Below are 21,466 nucleotides of genomic sequence, written 5' to 3'. Positions count from 1 at the left end.
AAATTTGTTTCAAACATATAGCAAATGATATCATATAATACAAAAGACTGGTTTACCTTTATTTTTCATTTTCATAAATCAGACACTGTTAGGAAGTTGTTTCCTATCATGATTGCTATTGCAATATACGCGTCAACTGTTGGTTATCTTGAAATTTATTATTTTAAAATAACTAAAAACGATTATGTTCAGAATATTCCAATTATGCACGGAATGTTAGGTTTTGTAATTTCGTTACTGCTAGTTTTTAGAACAAATACAGCATATGATCGCTGGTGGGAAGGAAGAAAGTTATGGGGAAGCCTTGTAAATAATAGCCGAAATCTTGCTATTAAACTTTCGGCTATGCTAAAAGATGAAAATGATAGAAAATTTTTCAGAAAATTCATTCCGCTATATGCTGATATTTTGCACAAGCATTTGCATGATTCAGAAACAAGTAAACAACTTTTTGAAGACGTAGATTTAGAAATAGATCACCACAAACACAAGCCAAATCAGGTAAAGAGAATCATATTTCATAAAATAAATGATTTATATGATGCGAAAAAAATATCTGGTGAACAACTCATTATTTTAAATGATGAATTGCAAGCGTTTACAGATGTTTGTGGAGCTTGCGAAAGAATCAAAAACACGCCTATTCCCTACTCTTACAGTGCATTCATAAAAAAATTCATTTTCTTTTACATTATGACTTTGCCTTTTGGTTATTCTATTAGCTTAGGTTATTATGTTGCTCCTGTAGTTGTTTTTGTTTTTTATGTATTGGCAAGTTTGGAGCTTATTGCCGAGGAAATTGAAGATCCGTTTGGTGATGATGAAAATGATTTACCTACCAAAAAAATAGCCGAAAACATTAAGAAACATGTCGAAGAGTTGATTTAATTAAACGTTAAATCTACTCTTCTTATAAATATTTTGCTTAAATTTAAAGTTCCGTCTTAAAATTTAAAAGCAATGAATAATCAACGTTATTTAATCAATCCACTTCAACTATCAAAAGAGAAATCATTAAAAACTCTTGTAGAAAACAGGACAATTTATAACTTGAATCATTGTGAGTTAAATATTTTCGAAACATACGAATCATCTACTTTAGTTCCTTTAAAATTTGATGATTTGGTTGTTACAAGTATGTTGAGAGGAAAGAAAATAATGCATCTCTTTGATGATCCCGAATTTGATTATTTACCCGGAGAAACTGTTGTAGTTCCTGCAAATGTAGAAATGAAAATTGATTTTCCAGATGCTACAAGAAATAATCCCACGCAATGTTTGGCTCTGGCAATTGAGCAATCTAAAATTACAGACACTTTAAATTTCTTAAACGAGCGATATCCAAAAGAAGGAAAGGATATGTATTGGCAATTAAATTATCAGAATTATTTCTTTTATAATAATGTCGATATGGCTGCTACAATCAATAAGCTTATAAAAGAATGTATGAGTACCTCGATAACCAAAGATGTTTTGGCAGATTTGACCTTGAAAGAATTATTGATTCGAATAATACAAACTCAAACGGTAAAATCTATTGATGAAGGAACAGTAATTCAGGCAAATAATCCAATAACAGAAGTTACAGAATTCATCAAGCAGAATTTAAAGGAAAACATGAACTTAAAAAGTTTGAGTGATAAAGCGTGTATGAGTACAGCTTCATTCTATCGTTTTTTTAAGAGAGAACTAGGAATGAGTCCGATAGAATATATATTGAATGAGAAAATAAAATGTGCCAAAAATTTATTGAAGAATCCTTCCATACAAATTAATGAAGTTTGCTATTTATCAGGATTTGGAGACGCAAATTATTTCATCCGATTATTTAAAAAACACGAAGGTATTACACCAAAGCAATATCAGTTGTTGTTTATTAACTAAAGGCGCTAAGATGCTAAGGTTCTGAGGTACAAAGGTTTTTAGAAAAGGTGCAAAGGTTCTGAGGGGCAAAGAGACAAAGGTTTCTTATAGAAACGGGAACCAATCTATCTTGTTATAAAGAAATTTTAGTGATACATAACCACAAACTTGTCACCCTGACGCAGGAAGGGTCTCCGCTAGTAACTCGACTATTATTGTACAAAAAAAAACGCACTACGGTGCGCCTCTACGGGAAACCTTTGTCCCTTTGTGCCTCAGAACCTTAGTACCTCAAGAAATAATTCTAATCGGTTCCAAATCTTTCTCCTCTTCTTCGGTGAAAATTCGGTATTCTATTTGGAATGTTTTCTTTAATGGTGTTTCCAATGAAAAGCCTCCCACGCCAAAAGCATCAATTACATTGAGAGTAAAATGGGCATGTTTCCAATATTCAAATAAATCTTTATCTACCCAAAATTCGGTATCTTCGATTGTGCCAATGCACACATCTCCCATTCGTTGGTAAAAACCTCCTTTTTCAAAGCATTGCGGTTGTGTACCTTCACAACAACCACCCGCTTGATAAAACATTAAATCACCATGTTTTTCTTTTAATATATTTATCAATTCTATCGCTTTATCCGTGGCATCAATTCTTTTTATCATGATTTTGTGTTTTAAAAAAAGCAACCAACTTTATAATTATAAAGTTGGTTGCTTTCATGATTTAATTATGGTTTTGCAATTTCAAGCACTACCCTTCCTTCTATTTGCCCCTTTTTCATTTTGTCAAATACATCATTGACATCTTCTAATTTTGCAGGAGTAATTGTTGCTTTTACTTTTCCTTCTACAGCAAATTCTATTGCTTCTTTCATGTCCTTACGTGTACCTACAATCGAACCGCGAATTGTAATTCTGTTTAAAACAGTATCAAAGATTGATAAATCAAAGTTTCCTGGAGGAAGTCCATTAAGAGCCATTGTACCTTTTCGTCTTAAAGTTTCAAGACCTTGCTTGAATGCTATAGGAGAAACGGCGGTTATTAATGCCCCATGCATTCCACCAACTTCCTTTTTTAAGAATTCTCCAGGATTTTGATTTTTTGCGTTTACTACTAAATCTGCTCCAAGTCTTTTGGCTAAATCAAGTTTATCATCGGCAACATCTATTGCTGCAACATGCATTCCCATTGCTTTGGCGTATTGTACAGCAACGTGACCTAATCCTCCAATTCCTGAAATCGCTACCCATTCTCCTGGTTTAACTTCAGTTTCTTTAAGCCCTTTGTACACCGTTACTCCAGCACAAAGTATGGGAGCCATTTCCATAAAATTGACATTTGATGGTAAAAGTCCAACATATCTTGCATCGGCAATTACATATTCGGCAAATCCACCATCTACACTATAACCACCATTTTGTTGTGTATCGCATAAGGTTTCCCAACCTGTAATACATTGATCACATCCTCCACAGGCACTATAAAGCCATGGTACGCCAACAGCATCGCCTTCTTTTACATTTTTTACATCCTGACCTAGCGCAACAACATAGCCCACGGCTTCATGTCCTGGAATTAATGGCATTTTTGGTTTTACGGGCCAATCCCCTTCTATGGCGTGTAAATCGGTATGACAAACTCCGCTTGCAATGACTTTTACAAGGATTTCGTTTTTACCTGGTCGCTTTACTTCGACTTCTTCAATCTTTAAAAGAGAACCAAATTCTCTTACAACTGCGGCTTTCATTGTTTTTGGCAACATAATTTTATTTATTTGCAAGAGCAATAATTAATAGTTTATTGCTCTTTGGTTTATACAATTCTTTAAAAGAAACCTAATTTCTTTTTATCATAAGAAATCAACATGTTTTTGGTTTGGCGGTATTGCCCCAACATCATTTTGTGGTTTTCGCGACCTATCCCGGATTGTTTGTAACCTCCAAATGGTGCACCTGCAGGATAAGAATGGTACTGATTTATCCAAACACGACCGGCTTGAATTGCTCTTGGAACCTGATAAATTTCGTGTGCATCACGTGTCCAGACTCCCGCTCCTAAACCGTACATTGTATCATTTGCAATAGCAATAGCTTCTTCGGTAGTTTTAAAAGTAGTAACAGCTAGAACAGGTCCGAAAATTTCTTCCTGAAAAATTCTCATTTTATTATTTCCTTTAAACAAAGTTGGCTTAATGTAGTAGCCACCTTCTAAATCTCCACCTAAGTTATTTTCTGCACCACCAGTAAGTAATTCTGCGCCTTCTTCTTTTCCTAATTTTATATAAGAAAGGATTTTTTCTTTTTGCACTATCGAAGTCTGTGCACCAATCATCGTTGTTTTATCCAGTGGATTTCCTGCAATAATCGCCTCAGTTCTTTCGATTACTCTTTTAATAAATTTTTCGTAGATATCTTCATGAACTAATAATCGTGAAGGGCATGTACAGATTTCTCCTTGGTTCAATGCAAATAAAACGGCTCCTTCTATAGCTTTGTCAAAGAAATCATCGTCATGATCGGCAATAGATGGGAAGAAAATATTTGGTGATTTCCCGCCTAATTCTAATGTAACCGGAATAATGTTTTCGGTAGCATATTGCATTACTAATCGCCCTGTTGTTGTAGAACCTGTAAATGCTGCTTTAGAAACTTTTTTATTGGTAACTAACGGACGCCCTAGTTCGGCACCAAAACCATTTACAATATTTAAAACTCCCGGAGGAAGAATGTCTCCTATAAGTTCCATTAATACCAATATAGAAATCGGTGTGCTCTCGGCTGGTTTTAAAACAATTGTATTTCCTGCTGCAAGCGCTGGAGCAATTTTCCAGACTGCCATTAATATCGGGAAATTCCAAGGAATAATTTGAGCAACTACGCCTAATGGTTCGCTTAATGCGATAGAAACTGTTTGTGAATCTAGTTCGGCAATAGAACTTTCTTCGGCACGGATTACTCCTGCAAAATATCTGAAATGATCTATTGCCAATGGAATATCGGCTGCTAAGGTTTCACGGATTGGTTTTCCGTTATCAATTGTTTCTACAGTTGCAATATATTCTAGGTTGTCTTCTATTTTTTGAGCAATCTTATTTAGTAAAATACTACGTTCTGTTACTGAGGTTTTTCCCCAGGTTTTAAATGCTTCATACGCTGTATCTACAGCCAGATCAATATCTTCTTTGCCAGAATGGGCTGCTTTTGTAAAGACTTTACCGTCTATTGGAGAAAGCACATCAAAATATTCTCCTTTTATAGGTGCTACAAATTTTCCACCAATGTAATTATCGTATTTTGCCTTAAAGTCAGGTCTTTTTGCTAGAGTACTCATAAAAATATTTTTTTTGGATTCATTTCAAATTTAGTTTCATTCTCTTGTAAAGAATAGCACAATTCATTCATCTGATAGCACAAAAAATGCAGATTCTCTTTTATAACTAAAATTTAATACTCTATTAGTAAAATATTACCATAAAAAATAAAGTATATTCAAAAAATACAGATTTATAATAAAGTAAAAACAGCTGTAAAAAACCAAATAAATTGTTTCCTACTACAATGTGCAATCCTTATATTTGTAAACTTATTCAAGAATAATATTACTCAAATGAAAATATCTTACAACTGGTTAAAACAATTCATTAAAATAGATTGGAAATCCGAAGAAACATCTGCTTTGCTTACTGACCTTGGTCTTGAAGTAGAAGTGGTTGAAAAATACCAATCGATAAAAGGAGGATTAGAAGGTATTGTTGTTGGGCATGTATTAACCTGTGTACAACACCCTGATGCTGACCGATTAAAAGTTACAACTGTAGATTTAGGTTTAGAACATCCTGTACAAATTGTATGTGGGGCAGCTAATGTTGCTGCTGGACAAAAAGTGCCAGTTGCTACTATTGGTACTGTTTTATACGATAAAAACGGAGAATCTTTTACTATCAAAAAAGGAAAAATACGCGGACAGGAAAGCCACGGTATGATTTGCGCCGAAGACGAATTAGGTTTAGGAACTGGTCATGATGGAATTATGGTCTTAGACGAGGCTTTGAAACCAGGAACTCCTGCAGCAGAAGTTTTTAATATAGAAAATGATGAAGTTTTCGAAATAGGATTAACTCCTAACCGTGCCGATGCAATGAGCCATCTTGGTACTGCACGTGATTTACGTGCGGGATTACTACAAAGTGGTGTAAACGTAGAATTAATTACTCCATCGGTTAGTAATTTTAGAGTTGACATGCGAACTTTAAAAATTGATGTTAATGTCGAAGAACCTTCTTTGGCTCCTAGATACTGTGGTGTTACTATTTCTGGAATTACAATAAATGAATCTCCTAGCTGGCTACAAAACAGATTAAAAGCTATTGGGATTACTCCAAAAAATAATATTGTTGATGTTACAAACTATGTGCTACATGAATTAGGGCAACCTTTGCATGCATTTGATGCTAGTAAAATCAACGGAAAAATAATTGTAAAAACGCTTCCAGCAGGTACTAAATTTGTAACACTAGATGATGTTGAAAGAACTTTGCACCAAGAAGATTTAATGATTTGTGACGAAAAAGGTCCGTTGTGTATTGCAGGGGTTTTTGGAGGGAAAAAATCTGGTGTAACAGATACAACGACTTCTATATTTTTAGAAAGTGCTTACTTTAATCCTGTAAGCGTTCGTAAATCGGCCAAAAGACATCAATTAAATACAGATGCGTCTTTTAGATTTGAAAGAGGTATTGATCCATCGATTACTGCGTATGCATTAAAACGTGCTGCTTTATTGATAAAAGAAATTGCTGGAGGAGAAATAACTTCTGATATTGTTGAGATTTACCAAAAGAAGATTGAAGATTTCTCTGTGTTTTTAAATTTCAGCCATGTTTCAAAAATTATTGGACAAGAAATTCCAAAAGATACTATTAAGAAGATATTAGTATCTCTGGATATTAAAGTTAATAGTGTTTCTGAAGCTGGTTTAGGATTAACAATTCCTGCTTACCGTGTAGATGTACAACGCGAAATTGATGTTATAGAAGAAATTCTAAGAGTTTACGGATATAACAATATTAATTTCTCTAAAAAATTCAATGCGACAGTTGCAAATTCGCCAAGAACAGAAGATTATAAAGTACAAAATAGTATTGCAGCTCAACTGAATTCACAGGGTTTTCATGAAATGATGGCCAATTCATTAACAACAGCGGCTTATGCTAATCTTTCGACTCTATTAAAAGAAGAGCATAATGTAACTATATTGAATCCGTTAAGTAATGATTTATCAGTAATGCGTCAATCATTATTGTTTTCAGGATTAGAAGCAATCTCATATAATGTCAACAGAAAAAACTCAGATTTAAAATTATTTGAATTTGGAAAATCATACCATAAATTTCTTAATGGTTATGAAGAACATAAACACCTTACTTTGTTTATTACTGGAAACAGAAATAAAGAAACCTGGACAAATGGTTTACAATCAACAGATTTCTTTTTATTAAAAGGATATGTAAAAGGTGTTATTTCTAGATTAGGAATTGATAAAATTCTTAATATTCCAACACAATCAGATGTGTTTTCTGAAGGTGCGGCTATTGGTTACGGTCATGATACTTTGGTAGAAATGGGAGTTGTAAAAAAATCTATCTTAAAGCACTTCGGAATAAAACAAGAAGTTTTTTATGCTGATTTTAACTGGGATTTAATTTTGAAAATAATTACAGGTAAAATAAAATATACCGAAATTCCTAAATATCCAGAAGTACGTAGAGATTTAGCTTTATTAATTGATAAGAATGTAACTTACGATAGTATTTACAACCTTGCTAAGCAAACTGAAAAAAGCTTATTAAAAGATGTAAACCTATTTGATGTTTACGAAGGTAAAAACCTTCCTGAAGGCAAGAAATCATACGCATTAAGCTTTACCATTCAGGATAACACAAAAACGCTCACAGATGCTCAAATTGATAAAATCATGAGTAAATTGCAACAAAACTTTGAAACTGAACTTGGAGCAACCTTACGATAGCTAAAAGTTGTATTATAAAAGAAATCCGCTAGAAAGAATATTTAATTCTCTAGCGGATTTTTTATTATTTAAATTCTATTAATTTTTCATTTGGTAGATCATATTCATATAAAACCCTGGTTTCATTATCTACATATAACCATTGCATTATGCTCGTACGGTTTTCAAATTCATTAGCGATACCTAAAACCGTATAAGAATGCCCCTCCTCTTCTCTATCTTCTATTGAGTAAGATATACTTAGATTTGGATCATTTAAGTTAGCCTTTACGAGTTCACTTTTAGAATTAGCCAAATAATATTCGACTAAAGTGTACAGATAATCTTTAAACTCAGTAGTATATTTATCCTCCCCATCTGCCCAATTGTATTTCATTGGCTCTGGGTGTTTTTTTCTAAATAGTGTTACACTTCCGTCTTTTACTTTTTTAGCACTTACAAACCATTCTGTAAAATCTCGTGTTTCTCCATCTCCTGAGATAAATACACTATCAATCTTCCATTTAAATTCATAAATATCCCCCAGAGTATATTTAAGTTCTTCCTCAGAAGTTATGTTAGACGTTAAAAATGTTATCTTGTTATTCTTTTTAATTTTAACATATGAATAATCTCCACCTTCATTAAACCCTGCATATTCGGCTACATCAGTATATACTTGTTGTAGTTTTAATTTTTCGCTTGGACGGATTTCACTTTTAAACTCGCTGGGTATTTTATTAATAGTATCCTTTGTGTTTGGAACTTCCTTTTGAGAAATCGAATCTGCTTTGGTGGCTACGTCGTTATTATCTTTGCAAGAAATTAATAATGTAAATAAGGCTAACGAATAAAATACTTTCATTTGGTTAATTTATGTTTTTGATGCTTGTGTAGAATTACTCTAATATGTTATAGCAGCAAAAATAGGATTTTCCTTTATCTTTTCTCTTCCGTTTAAAAAAGATAGTTCCATTAAAAAATTACATTGTACAATTTCTCCGCCTAATTCATTAACCAAATCACAAAGTGCCTTGGCGGTTCCGCCTGTAGCTAACACATCATCGTGTATTAATACTTTGTCTCCTTTTTTTATTGCATCAATATGCATTTCTAATGAATCTGTACCGTATTCCAAATCATATTCTGCCGAAATTACTTTATAAGGAAGCTTTTTTGGTTTCCTTACAGGCACAAAACCTGCATTTAATTTTTGCGCTAATAGCATTCCGAAGAAAAAACCACGACTTTCTGCTCCTATTACCTTGTCGATTTTTTGTCCGTTTAAAGAATCTAATAAAACCTGAAGGCATTCTTCTCTGGCAATTGGGGCATTTAATAGCGGAGTGATATCTTTAAATAAAATCCCCTCTTTTGGAAAGTCTTGAATATCACGGATGTAATTTTTTATCTGCATTTTTTTTTAATTTTCTGTTGTTTATTGCTTGTATATCTCACATTTGTTTCTATCTTTGCACCCGCAATAAGTGCTCAACAAAGCTACGAAAAATTAGCCAATTGAAAACTAAAAAAGGCCTCGTGGCGCAACTGAATAGCGCACTTGATTACGGCTCAAGAGGTTACTGGTTTGAATCCAGTCGAGGTCACTACACAGCCAAAAGGCGCCAATTGAAGACAATTGGCGCCTTTTTTTCATCGATCCTAATAATATAAGTTTGAATCGTTTTGCTTATATTTTCTTTTTTTTTAATGAAACTGCAAATATTTTTTACACGAAAAATATATCTTCAAAATTGACCTTTTTGCTGTTGTTCTAAAGAAGCTAATGCATTGATTAATATCTCACGAAAAAATCAATAAATTAATATAACATTTACTACATTAGTACTATAACTTCAAAACCCCTTATAGATATGTGCCCTATAAAACGAAAATTATTGGTTATGGCAATTTTACTGAGTTCATTTTATGGAATGGCTCAAAAAACAATTCTCATCAACGATGTTCAAATTTTTAATGGTAAGGATGAAAAAACAACTAAGGGAAATCTTTTGATTGTCAATAATCTGATCAGCAAAATTTCCACGGCCCCAATCCCAACTGATAAAAGTGCAAATACAACCATCATCGATGGTAAAGGAAAATTTTTGATGCCGGGACTTATTGATGCCCATACCCATATCATGATGGAATCGATGAGCGTCACAGAACTGATGAATAGCGATATACAATACATTACTGCCATTGCTATGAAGTCCGCGGAAAAAGACCTGATGCAGGGCTTTACCACTTTCAGGGACCTTGCCGGTCCAGCAGTCGGACTGCAAAAAGCAATAGACAGGGGTTTGATTATAGGTCCGCGTATTTATCCCTCCGGCGCGATGATTTCCCAAACCGGAGGCCACGGCGACTTCCTTAGTCCAAACGCTGTTCCAAAAGATATGGCAGCAAACCTTGACTTTACCGAACGTTATAATTTTGGCATAATCGCTGATGGAGCAGATCAGGTATTGAAAAGGGTACGGGAGCAGTTGCGCCTTGGTGCTACACAAATAAAACTGGCCGCCGGCGGTGGTGTTTCTTCAACGTATGACCCTTTGGATGTCTCTCAGTTTACAGAAGCAGAAATGAAGGCCGCTGTTGACGCAGCTGAAAACTGGGGTACTTATGTTACCGTACACGCTTACACGCCAAGAGCCATACAAACTGCATTGCGCGCCGGGGTGCGCTGTATAGATCATGCCCAGCTTATTGATGATGAAACAGCAAAAATGCTGGCCGATAAAAAAGCATGGCTTAGTCTGCAGCCTTTTATCGACGAAGGTAAGAGCCTTTATGCTGATGGTTCACCTAACCGCATAAAACAACAAACTATGATGAGCGGTACTGAGAAAGCCTATAATTTTGCAAAAAAATATAACATTAAAACTGCATTTGGAACCGATTGCCTTTTCGAGCCTGAACATTCGGTTAAAAGAGCAGGTGATCTTGTAAAGTTATTGCGCTTCTATACCCCTTATGAAATATTAAAAATGGCTACCTCTACAAATGCAGAATTGCTGACCATGAGCGGCCCACGTAATCCCTATCCCAAAAAGCTGGGTGTTATAGAAGAAGGTGCTTATGCCGATGTTTTATTGGTAGACGGTAATCCGCTTATTAATTTGAATATACTGGAAGACTATGACAAAACTTTATTACTGATTATAAAAGACGGAGTTATTTATAAAAATTTACTCAGCAAATAGTTTTTGGAATGGATTACTAAAAGACTAAAGATTCGTATTGAAATATACTAAAAAAAAATCCATCAATCCTCAACAGGACATCTAAACCAAATTCATAAGGCCAATGAAAAACAGACACTAAATGTAGTAAGCCAATCTCTTCAAATCCTCCATAAATTTGTAGAAATTTGTCCTGTTCCTGTCACAAAATTAAAATCCCATTTCTAACGAAATGTTTTTTTTTTTAAACATAGGGTTTTAATTCAAAAAATAGCTCTTTAGGCCTTTAAAAAATTGATATTCGTTATGGAACAGAAAATACATCAGGAAGAAACGTAAAATGCTTCAGAAAAATGCTTAACATAAAGCAGGAAGCATTAGCTTATTATTTGGGAGTAAGGCTTGAAAAATTAATCAATAAATAATTATTTATTGATTAAATGTAAAAAGAGACTTTCGAGTCTCTTTTTACATTTAAGACCATTATTTACGGGTGCGAAATAAGAAGACATTCGAGCGGCTTTTCATAAGAACTCTTCGGACAGCGTTTTTTTTAGTTTGATTGCATTCACCAGCTAGAAGCTCTCGCCAGCTGGGGGACGGTTTAAATTAATTTTTACTCAAGCAATATATCTATAATTTGCTCCCACAATGCCCGTAACTGTTCTTCTTTTATAGTATCGGTAAGCGTTCCCGCGTTTGTACACAGGACGACACTGGTATTTTTAGAAGGAAAATAAAAAGCATAGGCACCGGCTCCGGCTCCACTACCCTCGTGGCCGATTGCCTGCAGGCCACCATTGGATTTATAAAAATGTAGCCCTAAGCCATATATGGGCGTACCCTGATAATTAACGGCAACCCTCATTTCTTCCAGCGATATGGGTGATAGTACCGTTTTGTCATGGAGCAGCTTGTAGTAAAACCCAGCTATATCCTGAACAGAAGCAATAATACCGTCATCACCAATGAAGGTAAGTACTGTACCAAACTGCAATTCGCTCACATCGGTAAAAGTGCCGTCTATTTCTAAATAGTTAGCCGTAGTGCCTTGTGGAGCAGCAGTGCTTGCCGAACCCGCTATATAATGGGTGTTGGAAAGTCCAATAACGTTAATTATTTTGTCGGCAATATACCTTCGATGTCCGTTTGGAGTGACACTATCAATAATAATTGCCAGCAAATGATAATTTATATTACAATAACCAAATGACGCGCCGGGTGCAAATTTTGCGGGTTGATCATATACATAGCTCAATACCTGTTCGCTCGTCATAGGCAGTGGCCCTGCAACAAGATCATCTAAAAACTCTTCGCTATCTAAATAATCAGGAAGGCCTGATGTCATATTAAGCAGTTGCCTTACCGTAATGATATTTCCGTTTGGCAGCTTATTACAAATATCAGGAAGATAGATATTTACTTTGGCATCGAGATTGATTTTGCCCTCCTCTTTCAGTTTGAGTACAGCAACTGCGGTAAAGGTTTTTGAAATACTCTGCATATAGTGAAGAGCAGAAGTAGCCATCGGCTTTTCATTAATTACCGCGTTTCCTGCAACTAGGGCATAATTCTCGGAAGCTGTTTTTACACTAAGGCTTAGGCCAGGGAAGTTGGACAAAGCTGCTTCAAGTTTTTGCTGTGCCAGCGCTTTTTTATCAGGTGAAGGTTTGGAATCGTCATTGCTACATGAGGTGATAAAAGTAACAACAGCTAGTAATAAAAACTTTTTCATAAAATGTGATCTTAATTATTTGAATGCAAACTTCAAATAAGAAAAACTAGAAAAGGTTTCAAAAGCTTAAAACTGTATTAATTGGTACTTATTTGCTAGTGTTCTTATATCCGATCGCCCGGATTTGTAATCCGTGCCCACAAAGTACATCATAACAGATTAAAAAAATAAAATCCAGTTTTTATTAATATATAGGAACGGGCACGGAAAGAATTTCCGCGCTATCGTTGCGCATATCCGAGCGATCTGGACTTTAAATTAAGCCTAATAACCAAATCTCAAGCAACGGCTGTTAGTAGATCATTGTCTTTTTTAAATATTACGATTTCAAATTCTTCGTTGACAATGTCCTAAATTTATACAAATTTGGAAAGCTAAATGTGAAGGGGTAATATTATTAGTTCTCCTGTCAAGTGCATTAAATATCCTATCGATTTCATTGCTCGTTAATTCAAAATATTCCTTCACCCCATCTTTAATAAAATTTATTGATGCTAAAACACCTTCCCAAAGTACCGCTGTTTTTCCAAGTGTTCCAAATATAATCAACAATACAGTAGTTTTACAAATCAAACAAGAGCTTACAATACGTCCAAATTGGCCAATTGCATCTCGTATTGCATCTCGTATTGCAAAAGTAAGTCTATCTTTTAGAGAATTATAATTACTTAAATAGTTTAAAGATGTAATTTTAAATCTATTGAAGAATTCAATTGGATTGTTGTAAAAATCATTAAATGCAGAGTTATTATTTTCAAGTTCAATAAATACTTCATTCAAACCTTCTTTTAGGTTTAGAATTTCTTCCTTAGATAGTTTTGCCATATTTTAAATAATAATAATTTTATATTTCAGTATGAATTACTAGTTCAGATTTTTTACAATATCTACGAGCTTTTACATCGTACAATTACAATAGTAGTCAGAAAAAATAGACAGGGATTATGGTTTTACATAAATTCAGGATTGTTTTTGTTCATCATTTGTTTAAATTTTATGATTTAGATTTAATTAATGATATATTTTTATTTTTTGAACATTCATCTCAATATCCTGTAAATGCATTACATTTTTACTTTTACTACTCCAGTCCTTCTTGATTGAATCCCACTCCATATTTGAAATTTCTTGAATTAAGGGTGTAATTTGATAATACTTCGTCTCTTTTTTTGTCAGTACATTTGTATATGATATTTCAATATAACTTTTTATTTGAGTATATCCATAATCCCAGATTCCTTGCCTTGTCAGTAGTTCATTTTTACTGCAATTTTTATTATCAAACTCATATATTGAACCTTCATTTTTTCCAGTTGATTTTCCGTCAATATTAATGTATTCCATTAGCGGAATATTTATCTCTGTACTATTTTTTCTTTTAACAATATTCAAATACGCATATTCTTTTTCAATTTCAAAATTTGATATGATACTATTATTATTAAATACAGTCCACTTACTAACATTATCTACTCCCGAAGAATCATTCACTGCTTGTGTTTTCCTGATCTCTAAACTTGGTGTATTTTCCATTTTCATAATACCCGTTTGAGTATTAGATATAATATTTGCTTGGTTAGCAATATTGTTTGCTTGGAAAGAAACAAAAATACTTGTACTAGTTAATACAATAGCTGTTAAAACTTCTAAAAATATTTTGTTTCGTTCTAACAAGTTTCTAAAGAGAATAATTTTATTCTTCATTGTTAATGATTAAATTTAAAATCGCTAAAGTACTACACAAAGAAAAATATTGATACAGTAAAAATACTTGTTTCTTGAATAATGTTAGACCTCAATAATAAATTAAGATATTTACTTTATGAAAAACTTTATCTTTAACATAAATAAATAGTAAAAATAGCCTTTTACTAAACGCTCTACAGGCGGATAAATAGTTATCTAATGAAACAATTTCTAGAAATCCGATTGCGCGCATTTGTAATCCGTACCCACAAAGTATATCTTAACAGATAAAAAAAAGAAAATCCAGTTTTTATTAATATAGGAATGGGCACGGAAAGAATTTCCGCACTATCTTTGGTGCATCTAACGATATAGCTATCTCATTTTAATAACATCCTTTCCGTAATTATTTTATTTGAGGAAGTCTCAATTCCGGTAACTTCGGCATACTTTACATTTGGTAACCAAAAAGAACCTCCTTCAATGCGCACAAATATTTTTTCTACCTGTATTCTTTTCTGATTTACACTTACAAAAACATGATATTTTTGATCTGAATCTATCTTTTTCAAGGTAAAGGGTAACTTTTTATACGATACAAATTGAAGCTCAAACTCTTCGTTATCCAGGGTTTTGCTTTCTAATCCGTATGCATATTTTCGTTGCATATAATTAAAGTCTTTCTTCTCCCCTTTCTCAGCATATCGAATCCAATAGGCTTTTATAGGATTGCTTTTGTTTATTTTTCCATTTTCGTCATAGTTTATGGTATAAATTGCAGTGTTTACATTTGGGTCTCGCTGAATATAAAACAACATATTATCTATATTCTTGGGTGTTGGAAAATTTAATGGCGATGGTTTTTTAGATTGTGCCAATAGATTTCCAGAAATTATACTTACTAAGATCGTTATAACGATTAGTGATTTTGTGAAATATATAAATGATAATTTGTTCATAACGAAGTTTTTATACAACCTGCTAGTTGCAATTATTTTAACACATAGAAACATAGATTCACAACGCTTAAAAAAGGCGTTTCACTTGTTTAAACAATCATAGTTGACTATGTGTGAGAAATTAGGTTCTTTTTATATTCTTTTTAGGTATCTAATCCCGAAGCTTCGGGACTATGTTTCTATGTGTTGAATAGAAAACGCTTAATTGATTATTTACACGCTAATCTGATTTAATTACATTCTTTTTTCGTTTACTCTAAAAACCCAATATTTAATCAGTGGATAATTAAATCCATAAGAAACAAAACTATCCGTGATTAATCTTCCGATTCTATAATCGATTTGAAATACTTTTTGCAAAATAAGCGTACCAAATGATTTTAAGGAAATACTTCCCAATACAACTAACGCAAATTTAAAAAGCTGACTATTGATGTGGCCGCTATAACCAGATTGATTTTTAAATACCCAAAATCTATTGATGCTGAAATTGATAATGGCACCAACGGTTCCGGAGATTAGAATAGAAAAAGTAAAATGCAATTTAAAAACTTCTGTTAGCAAAATCATTAAACCATAATCGGTAATGCCTCCTAAAAATGCCGCAACTTGTGCTCGTAGAAAAGTAAAAATGGATTTTTTACTGAACATATCAGTCTTGGTTTTTATCTTTTAAATCGCCCAACTTTAAAAGTTTTAAGCTATCTATAGTGTTAATTAGGAGTAAAATAGTTGTGATTAAACCAGCCAAATAGGTAATTGATCCCTGAACTAAAACCTCTATAATTAAAATTATAGCAATAATAAATCTAAGTTCTGTTGCGCCAACAAAGCCAGAATCTATACTGTATTCATTTGTGATTTTGTAGCGCAACAGGCTGATGATGATAGACCAGCCATACAATGCGACAAAAGCAAAGGCTACTATTTGTGTGCCATTTTTAGCATAAATGTAGTAGCCAAAGCCTATAAGCACAATACCAATCCAATCGGCAATAATATCGAGTGCAAAACCATACCAACGTCGCGGAATATTTCTATAATAAGCCAATCTTCCGTCTAATGAATCGCCTAACCAATTCATAACCAAACCAATAATACCGAAAAGCAAATACCATTTTGTTAAATAAGCTCCTAAAACAAAAGCCAAGAAAACTAATCCTGAACCAAGTGTACCCATTAAAGTGAGTACGTTTGGCGAAATGAATTTAGGAACCTTTGGAAGCAAAAATACAATCGTTAACTGTTCTGCACTTTTTAAAATATTAGTTCGCTTACGGTCTGAAAATGTTCTTTCTGCAATTGCACTATAATCTTCTATCTGTATTTCTTTTCCCATTAATAGCGTAATATTTGTAAGCCAGATAGTATAGCCAATTCTAGTTTTACAATTTTTAGTTTTACTTTTCTTTGACTATTTTTAAAAAAATCTGTGGTTCTTTTTAGTTTACCTGATCTAACCAGATAACTAAATGCGAGAATGATCAGCATAATTATTTAACAATACCAGCAAAACGTTGATAAAAAACCGTTGGGCTATTCTCATTTTTAGGAGCATATTTTCCTGCTATAATCGGAATATAGATAACCCTTCTTCTACTCTCTTCGCCACGAATAGATGATTCTGCCACTCTGTGCCACAAACGGCCATCGTGAATGGTTAAATCTCCAGCTTCGGGATTGATAGAAACTTCCTGAGGATCAGGTTTATTATCTAAAAAGTATTTTTTACGAAAAAGCATTTGATAAATACTTTGCTTATGAGTACCCGGAATGATTTTAAGACCGCCATTTTCAGGTTTTAAAGTGCTTAAGTGAATACCTACATTTAACATCGGGTTTAATTTTGCACCATAAAAAATATCTCTCAGTCCATCTGTATGCCAGCCCATTTTAGTAAACTTACTTTCTGGCCCGTTGATATAATGATTAAAAACCATTCCGTCTTTTTCTTCAGTTCCTAATCTTGCGCCATCGCCTGCCAATGGTAATAAACTATTAAATCTTGGATCAAGTAAAAGGCCACTTAAGGTTTGATGATGTTGATTGATAAAAGCAAAACGTTGTACAATAGGGGAACCATCTAAATCTTTTCCATATTTAATAGGAACACCATTTACTTTTTGAAGATCGTTTTTAATCCAATTTTGCTCTACTTGTTTCGAGGCATCAATGATCGATGAAACAGTTTCCGGATTTATAAATTTTTTGAAATGAATGAAGCCATGTTCGTTAAAAAACGCAATTTGCTCATTAGTTAATTGCTCAGTAAGGGTAAAGGTTTTATAAGAAGATACCATGATAATATAGATTTAATAAATGAAATAATATGTTTAATTTATCTAAAACAGAATAACAACAACAGCAACAAAACATTAGCATGTTTACGTGCATTCGGTTTTCAGATAAATTAAACATATTTTTTCTTTTATTTGACATACTCTATAGAATTAGTAGAATTTAATACAAACTTAATATAATTTTTCTTTTTTCAAAGAATATTTTTTTATTTATTTTTTGTAAAAATTAAATTTTATAAATTCCAGCAGCCATTTTTTCAATAAATCCCTTTGGTAGTATACGGTTGGCATAAACCGAAATAATATTTGTAAAACCTGGAATAACTTCTGATTTTTTGTTGAACATGGCTTTTACAGCAATTTTTGCGACTTCATCAGCCTGCATATTAAACTTTTCGGCCATTTTGCTAAAAGCGTCTAAACCAGCTCTTGCAGCAAAACCAGTATCAACCGGGCCTGGACTAAAACAAGTTACTGAAATTGAAGTTTGAGCAAGTTCGAAACGCAAGGCACGCGTAAACGATAAAACAAAAGCCTTTGTAGCCGAATAAACAGCTAACGTAGGTACAGCTTGGTATGCAGCAGTACTGGATATATTTAAAATGTAGGCTTGTTTTTCTTGTGAAAGTATTGGGACTAATAAATGTGAAAGTTCTACAACTACATTCATGTTAAGTTGCATCATGCCAAGCTGATCGGTTAGAGAAGACTGACTAAAATCGCCCCACACACCATAACCAGCATTATTAACTAAAAAGCCAACTGAATAATTATTCATTTTAATCCAATCGGTTACTTTTAGCGATGCACCATTTGTCGAAAGATCAATCGATAAAACAGGTGCATCAATACCGTATTTAACTTGAAGATCATCAGATAATACTTTTAATTCCTCGTCACTTCTTGCAACAAGCAATAGTGGATAACCCTGTTTCGCTAATTCATAAGCAATAGATTTTCCAATTCCTTTGCTGGCACCAGTTATTAAGGCATACGGTTTAGTTTTTTCGCTCATTTTATTAATTTAATGATCAAATATAAAGATTAATTGTAAACCGTTGGGCTTGCAACGTGCATAATGGTTATCCTCTGCCCTATCCTCTGGAACTGACTTATTGCGCTCCGAATGCTTTAAGCAGCCAAGTTGTACCCCTAAACTAATTATCCAACACTAGTTACTTATTTTATACTACCCTCTTTTGTCTTTTAAAGGAGGGTTATAATGAATTTCAGGCTACCATGTAATTTTCAGCACAAAGAGAAATTCACAGGATATTATGGATTTACTTTCTGAATTTCAAAGCAGATTAAAAACTACGATGCAAGCCTTTTTTATTTTGCTTGTCACGGATTTTTGAAGTAGAGGGAGTAAATTATTTAGCGTTTACAGAATACCACTTGAATCATGCGAATAATTATCATTGTAAACAAACTTGTATTCAATTGACAAATCTTTAAAGTATCTACAAATAAAATCAATTATTGATGCTTGCAGAAAAAGTTTTAAAAGAAGTGGTGTAATTGCAAATTGTAAAAAAGTTAATGGTAGAAAACTATTAACTTTTTCTGCATACGTGTTTTTCAATTAATTTTTTAAACAACATCATCATTAAAGCTAGAGTACAGAATGCAAACATCACCCATGGCGTGCTCTGAACACCATAGTTATTAATAAAAAGTCCGCCAATTGCCGTACCAAAAGAAATACCCAGATTTCCAAAAGAGATGGCAAGACTATTAGCAAATTCGGGTGCTTCTGGTGCAGTCTCTATCATATAAGCCTGTGCGGTCAGAAAGCAGGGAGTTTGCAAAAATCCCCATACCGCAATCAGAAGCACAGTAGAAAAGGACATTGTTCCGGAGTAATAAATCGGAATGCAGATCATCAACAATCCGATTAGAAAAGCCGCTGTAGTTTTTGTAATATCTTTGGTTAATAGTTTTCCTGCAAGAAAGTTTCCAAGAACACCAGTAGATCCGAAAAGCAACAACATTAAACCAATTGTCTTGGCATTCATATGATTAACCTTGCTAAGGTAATCTGCAAAATAACTATAGGTTGAAAAGAGTCCCCCAATCATAAGAAATGAAAAGAAAGCGCTAACCAGAAATGTGGGTTTTGTCAATATTTTTAACTGGCTCCCATAGGATTTTTTCTCTTTTATGGGCATCGAAGGCAAAAGTATAATAATCGCTACGAGCACGACTAAACTAATGGATGCCTGAACCATAAATGATAATTGCCAATTGTCAAATAGCCCTGCAATATAGGTTGCAAAGGGAACCGTTGTAATTGTTGCAATACCTATACCTGCCATAACAATGGCCATCATTTGGTGTGCCACTTTTTTGTCTGCAGAACTAGTGGCTGCCGCAACAGCATTCGATACTAACACTGGATGCAAAAAAGCTGGTAAGATCCTCACAACCATTAATAACCAAAAAGGTGGAGCAAAGGAAGATACAATACCGGTAAGTAAAAAGATCAGCATCGTCACAGCCATTAATGTTTTCCGATTAATTCCAGAAGTAAACATCGTCATAAATGGACCTGCAATAGCCACTGTTATGGCATAAGCACTTAGTAACAAGCCGGCCGTACTAATATTGATATGATAGTATGAGGCTATTTGGGGTAGAATGCCAATTACTCCAAATTCAGTCGTAATCATCCCAATAAGGCTCAAGGTACCTATGTAAGCTATTTTTTTCTTAAACATAAAGTTGTAGCATTTCATGGAATGATTATTCCATTTTTATAAATCACGATTTTACGGCATCCCATGCTGCCTGAATATAATTGTCTATGGTTGCTTCCTGTAGATGTATGTATTTACTATGATGTAATTTGACAAGTGACACCAAAGATCCACTCGTAAACCCAATCCATTCTTTGATATCTCCTTCCTTTATTAATTGCTGTTTTTGCCCATCCAGATAGACTTGATCTAATTCTCTCACATAAAGTCCACCCTTATGTTTTGCAGCGGGATCTATAGTTGGCGAATAATAAAATTGCTCCAAAAACAAAAAATCCATGGGTTCCTGAATAAAATAATCAACCATTTTCCTCCATAAATGGATAAAACGTTGTTTAACAGAAAGTGTAATATCATATCCATCAATGATGATTTCAGATTCTTTTACTTTAAGATGGAAGTAAAGTTCGTTTATCAATACCTCTTTAGTAGAAAAATAATTATAAATCGTTCCCATTCCTGTATCTGCTTCTTTAGCAATTTCAGACATTGGGGTATTGTCAATTCCTTTCGATACGATGAGTTTTAAGGTGGCGGCTAGTATTTTTTCTTTTTTTGTCATAACAATATAATGATGTGACAAAGATATATAATTGGAATGAATATTCCAATTATATATCTTTACATGTATATGCTGCTGAGTCAACGATTTGTCGTTTTACTCATGGAGAATAATATTGTTTTTAATAGTAAGATTATAAAGCTGGAGAGCTCAAAAGAAAACTTAGCATATAAATCAATTTAGATTACAGTATCTCTCGAAGTTGCTAAGAATAATAATTTAACCGCAAAGAGCGCAAAGGATTACGCAAAGAGTCGCAAAGTTTAATAAATAGCTTTGCGGGATCAAGAACAAAACCTGGGGAGGAATGTCAAAATAAAATAAGAACTTTGTAATCTAAGAATTTGAGATGACTCCTATAGACCTTTTAAAATTTATGCTGCCTGATTTTTTAGTAGAACACT

General features: G+C 33.6%; 19 protein-coding genes, 1 tRNA gene and 1 pseudogene. 6 read left to right on the top strand and 15 right to left on the bottom strand.

What is annotated here, in order from left to right:
- The first annotated feature begins 24 nt into the window (after positions 1–24).
- Both SHI72_RS22045 and SHI72_RS22040 read left to right on the top strand, forming a co-directional pair.
- Positions 25–888: a bestrophin family protein gene (locus SHI72_RS22045; RefSeq protein ID WP_323491416.1), complete on the top strand. Its 864-nt coding sequence runs from the start codon at positions 25–27 to the stop codon at positions 886–888.
- A 72-nt stretch (positions 889–960) separates the two neighbouring features.
- The gene (locus tag SHI72_RS22040; RefSeq protein ID WP_323491415.1) at positions 961–1,884 is read left to right on the top strand and encodes an AraC family transcriptional regulator; all 924 of its coding nucleotides are present in this window, start codon (positions 961–963) and stop codon (positions 1,882–1,884) included.
- Between the two features lie 270 nt (positions 1,885–2,154).
- On the opposite strand, the gene SHI72_RS22035 is transcribed toward SHI72_RS22040, so the two are convergent.
- The 3 genes from SHI72_RS22035 to SHI72_RS22025 all read right to left on the bottom strand — a co-directional run bounded on the left by SHI72_RS22035 (position 2,155) and on the right by SHI72_RS22025 (position 5,197).
- Positions 2,155–2,529: a DUF779 domain-containing protein gene (locus SHI72_RS22035; protein ID WP_086896002.1), complete on the bottom strand. Its 375-nt coding sequence runs from the start codon at positions 2,527–2,529 to the stop codon at positions 2,155–2,157.
- A gap of 65 nt (positions 2,530–2,594) precedes the next feature.
- Positions 2,595–3,614, bottom strand: a complete 1,020-nt coding sequence (adhP, locus tag SHI72_RS22030; protein ID WP_242667525.1) for an alcohol dehydrogenase AdhP — start codon at positions 3,612–3,614, stop codon at positions 2,595–2,597.
- A gap of 77 nt (positions 3,615–3,691) precedes the next feature.
- On the bottom strand, positions 3,692–5,197 hold the full coding sequence (locus tag SHI72_RS22025; RefSeq protein WP_039118584.1) for an aldehyde dehydrogenase family protein: 1,506 nt from the start codon (positions 5,195–5,197) through the stop codon (positions 3,692–3,694).
- 276 nt (positions 5,198–5,473) lie between these two features.
- On the opposite strand from SHI72_RS22025, the gene pheT reads away from it, so the two are divergent.
- The gene (gene pheT, locus SHI72_RS22020; RefSeq protein WP_086895997.1) at positions 5,474–7,894 is read left to right on the top strand and encodes a phenylalanine--tRNA ligase subunit beta; all 2,421 of its coding nucleotides are present in this window, start codon (positions 5,474–5,476) and stop codon (positions 7,892–7,894) included.
- Between the two features lie 64 nt (positions 7,895–7,958).
- Here the strand turns inward: pheT and SHI72_RS22015 are convergent, their stop codons facing one another.
- Complete coding sequence (locus tag SHI72_RS22015) at positions 7,959–8,738, bottom strand: hypothetical protein (RefSeq protein WP_323491414.1); 780 nt, start codon at positions 8,736–8,738, stop codon at positions 7,959–7,961.
- Between the two features lie 39 nt (positions 8,739–8,777).
- Positions 8,778–9,290: an adenine phosphoribosyltransferase gene (locus tag SHI72_RS22010; protein ID WP_323491413.1), complete on the bottom strand. Its 513-nt coding sequence runs from the start codon at positions 9,288–9,290 to the stop codon at positions 8,778–8,780.
- 116 nt (positions 9,291–9,406) lie between these two features.
- Between SHI72_RS22010 and SHI72_RS22005 the strand changes: the two genes are divergently transcribed.
- The 3 genes and pseudogenes from SHI72_RS22005 to SHI72_RS21995 form a co-directional block, all read left to right on the top strand.
- Positions 9,407–9,480, top strand: a tRNA-Arg gene (locus SHI72_RS22005).
- A gap of 297 nt (positions 9,481–9,777) precedes the next feature.
- Entirely contained in the window at positions 9,778–11,082 is a 1,305-nt protein-coding gene (locus SHI72_RS22000; RefSeq protein WP_323491412.1) for an amidohydrolase family protein, read from the top strand.
- 285 nt (positions 11,083–11,367) lie between these two features.
- Positions 11,368–11,456, top strand: a pseudogene (locus SHI72_RS21995) (XRE family transcriptional regulator); the annotation flags it as partial.
- 221 nt (positions 11,457–11,677) lie between these two features.
- Here SHI72_RS21995 and SHI72_RS21990 read toward each other — a convergent pair.
- The 10 genes from SHI72_RS21990 to SHI72_RS21945 all read right to left on the bottom strand — a co-directional run bounded on the left by SHI72_RS21990 (position 11,678) and on the right by SHI72_RS21945 (position 21,062).
- Complete coding sequence (locus SHI72_RS21990) at positions 11,678–12,796, bottom strand: serine hydrolase (RefSeq protein ID WP_323491411.1); 1,119 nt, start codon at positions 12,794–12,796, stop codon at positions 11,678–11,680.
- Between the two features lie 327 nt (positions 12,797–13,123).
- On the bottom strand, positions 13,124–13,621 hold the full coding sequence (locus SHI72_RS21985) for a hypothetical protein (protein ID WP_323491410.1): 498 nt from the start codon (positions 13,619–13,621) through the stop codon (positions 13,124–13,126).
- Positions 13,622–13,807: 186 nt separating this feature from the next.
- On the bottom strand, positions 13,808–14,500 hold the full coding sequence (locus tag SHI72_RS21980) for a hypothetical protein (protein WP_323491409.1): 693 nt from the start codon (positions 14,498–14,500) through the stop codon (positions 13,808–13,810).
- A 362-nt stretch (positions 14,501–14,862) separates the two neighbouring features.
- Positions 14,863–15,441: a DUF4833 domain-containing protein gene (locus SHI72_RS21975; RefSeq protein ID WP_323491408.1), complete on the bottom strand. Its 579-nt coding sequence runs from the start codon at positions 15,439–15,441 to the stop codon at positions 14,863–14,865.
- Positions 15,442–15,675: 234 nt separating this feature from the next.
- Entirely contained in the window at positions 15,676–16,092 is a 417-nt protein-coding gene (locus SHI72_RS21970; RefSeq protein ID WP_323491407.1) for a GtrA family protein, read from the bottom strand.
- Position 16,093: 1 nt separating this feature from the next.
- The gene (locus tag SHI72_RS21965; protein WP_323491406.1) at positions 16,094–16,780 is read right to left on the bottom strand and encodes a CDP-alcohol phosphatidyltransferase family protein; all 687 of its coding nucleotides are present in this window, start codon (positions 16,778–16,780) and stop codon (positions 16,094–16,096) included.
- 154 nt (positions 16,781–16,934) lie between these two features.
- Positions 16,935–17,741 carry a phytanoyl-CoA dioxygenase family protein gene (locus SHI72_RS21960; protein WP_323491405.1) on the bottom strand — a complete coding sequence of 269 codons (807 nt, stop codon included), beginning with the start codon at positions 17,739–17,741 and terminating at the stop codon, positions 16,935–16,937.
- A gap of 226 nt (positions 17,742–17,967) precedes the next feature.
- Complete coding sequence (locus tag SHI72_RS21955; RefSeq protein ID WP_323491404.1) at positions 17,968–18,756, bottom strand: SDR family oxidoreductase; 789 nt, start codon at positions 18,754–18,756, stop codon at positions 17,968–17,970.
- A 541-nt stretch (positions 18,757–19,297) separates the two neighbouring features.
- Positions 19,298–20,461, bottom strand: coding sequence for an MFS transporter (locus SHI72_RS21950; RefSeq protein WP_323491403.1), 1,164 nt, complete (start codon positions 20,459–20,461; stop codon positions 19,298–19,300).
- Between the two features lie 43 nt (positions 20,462–20,504).
- On the bottom strand, positions 20,505–21,062 hold the full coding sequence (locus SHI72_RS21945) for a TetR/AcrR family transcriptional regulator (RefSeq protein ID WP_323491402.1): 558 nt from the start codon (positions 21,060–21,062) through the stop codon (positions 20,505–20,507).
- Positions 21,063–21,466 lie beyond the last annotated feature (404 nt).

It is taken from the genome of Flavobacterium sp. PL02, from assembly GCF_035013205.1.
GTDB lineage: Bacteria > Bacteroidota > Bacteroidia > Flavobacteriales > Flavobacteriaceae > Flavobacterium.
The sequence above is the reverse complement of the archived record's forward strand: the minus strand, read 5'-3'. Positions and strand labels throughout refer to the sequence as shown.

What these genes read in the sequence shown, in the direction of transcription:
- SHI72_RS22025 (WP_039118584.1), bottom strand. Translation starts at nt 5,197, where the DNA reads ATGAGTACTCTAGCAAAAAGACCTGACTTTAAGGCAAAATACGATAAT.
- SHI72_RS22015 (WP_323491414.1), bottom strand. Translation starts at nt 8,738, where the DNA reads ATGAAAGTATTTTATTCGTTAGCCTTATTTACATTATTAATTTCTTGC.
- adhP (WP_242667525.1), bottom strand. Translation starts at nt 3,614, where the DNA reads ATGAAAGCCGCAGTTGTAAGAGAATTTGGTTCTCTTTTAAAGATTGAA.
- SHI72_RS21985 (WP_323491410.1), bottom strand. Translation starts at nt 13,621, where the DNA reads ATGGCAAAACTATCTAAGGAAGAAATTCTAAACCTAAAAGAAGGTTTG.
- SHI72_RS21970 (WP_323491407.1), bottom strand. Translation starts at nt 16,092, where the DNA reads ATGTTCAGTAAAAAATCCATTTTTACTTTTCTACGAGCACAAGTTGCG.
- SHI72_RS21955 (WP_323491404.1), bottom strand. Translation starts at nt 18,756, where the DNA reads ATGAGCGAAAAAACTAAACCGTATGCCTTAATAACTGGTGCCAGCAAA.
- SHI72_RS21945 (WP_323491402.1), bottom strand. Translation starts at nt 21,062, where the DNA reads ATGACAAAAAAAGAAAAAATACTAGCCGCCACCTTAAAACTCATCGTA.
- SHI72_RS22040 (WP_323491415.1), top strand. Translation starts at nt 961, where the DNA reads ATGAATAATCAACGTTATTTAATCAATCCACTTCAACTATCAAAAGAG.
- SHI72_RS22000 (WP_323491412.1), top strand. Translation starts at nt 9,778, where the DNA reads ATGGCAATTTTACTGAGTTCATTTTATGGAATGGCTCAAAAAACAATT.
- SHI72_RS21950 (WP_323491403.1), bottom strand. Translation starts at nt 20,461, where the DNA reads ATGTTTAAGAAAAAAATAGCTTACATAGGTACCTTGAGCCTTATTGGG.
- pheT (WP_086895997.1), top strand. Translation starts at nt 5,474, where the DNA reads ATGAAAATATCTTACAACTGGTTAAAACAATTCATTAAAATAGATTGG.
- SHI72_RS21965 (WP_323491406.1), bottom strand. Translation starts at nt 16,780, where the DNA reads ATGGGAAAAGAAATACAGATAGAAGATTATAGTGCAATTGCAGAAAGA.
- SHI72_RS21980 (WP_323491409.1), bottom strand. Translation starts at nt 14,500, where the DNA reads ATGAAGAATAAAATTATTCTCTTTAGAAACTTGTTAGAACGAAACAAA.
- SHI72_RS21990 (WP_323491411.1), bottom strand. Translation starts at nt 12,796, where the DNA reads ATGAAAAAGTTTTTATTACTAGCTGTTGTTACTTTTATCACCTCATGT.
- SHI72_RS22035 (WP_086896002.1), bottom strand. Translation starts at nt 2,529, where the DNA reads ATGATAAAAAGAATTGATGCCACGGATAAAGCGATAGAATTGATAAAT.
- SHI72_RS22010 (WP_323491413.1), bottom strand. Translation starts at nt 9,290, where the DNA reads ATGCAGATAAAAAATTACATCCGTGATATTCAAGACTTTCCAAAAGAG.
- SHI72_RS22045 (WP_323491416.1), top strand. Translation starts at nt 25, where the DNA reads ATGATATCATATAATACAAAAGACTGGTTTACCTTTATTTTTCATTTT.
- SHI72_RS21960 (WP_323491405.1), bottom strand. Translation starts at nt 17,741, where the DNA reads ATGGTATCTTCTTATAAAACCTTTACCCTTACTGAGCAATTAACTAAT.
- SHI72_RS21975 (WP_323491408.1), bottom strand. Translation starts at nt 15,441, where the DNA reads ATGAACAAATTATCATTTATATATTTCACAAAATCACTAATCGTTATA.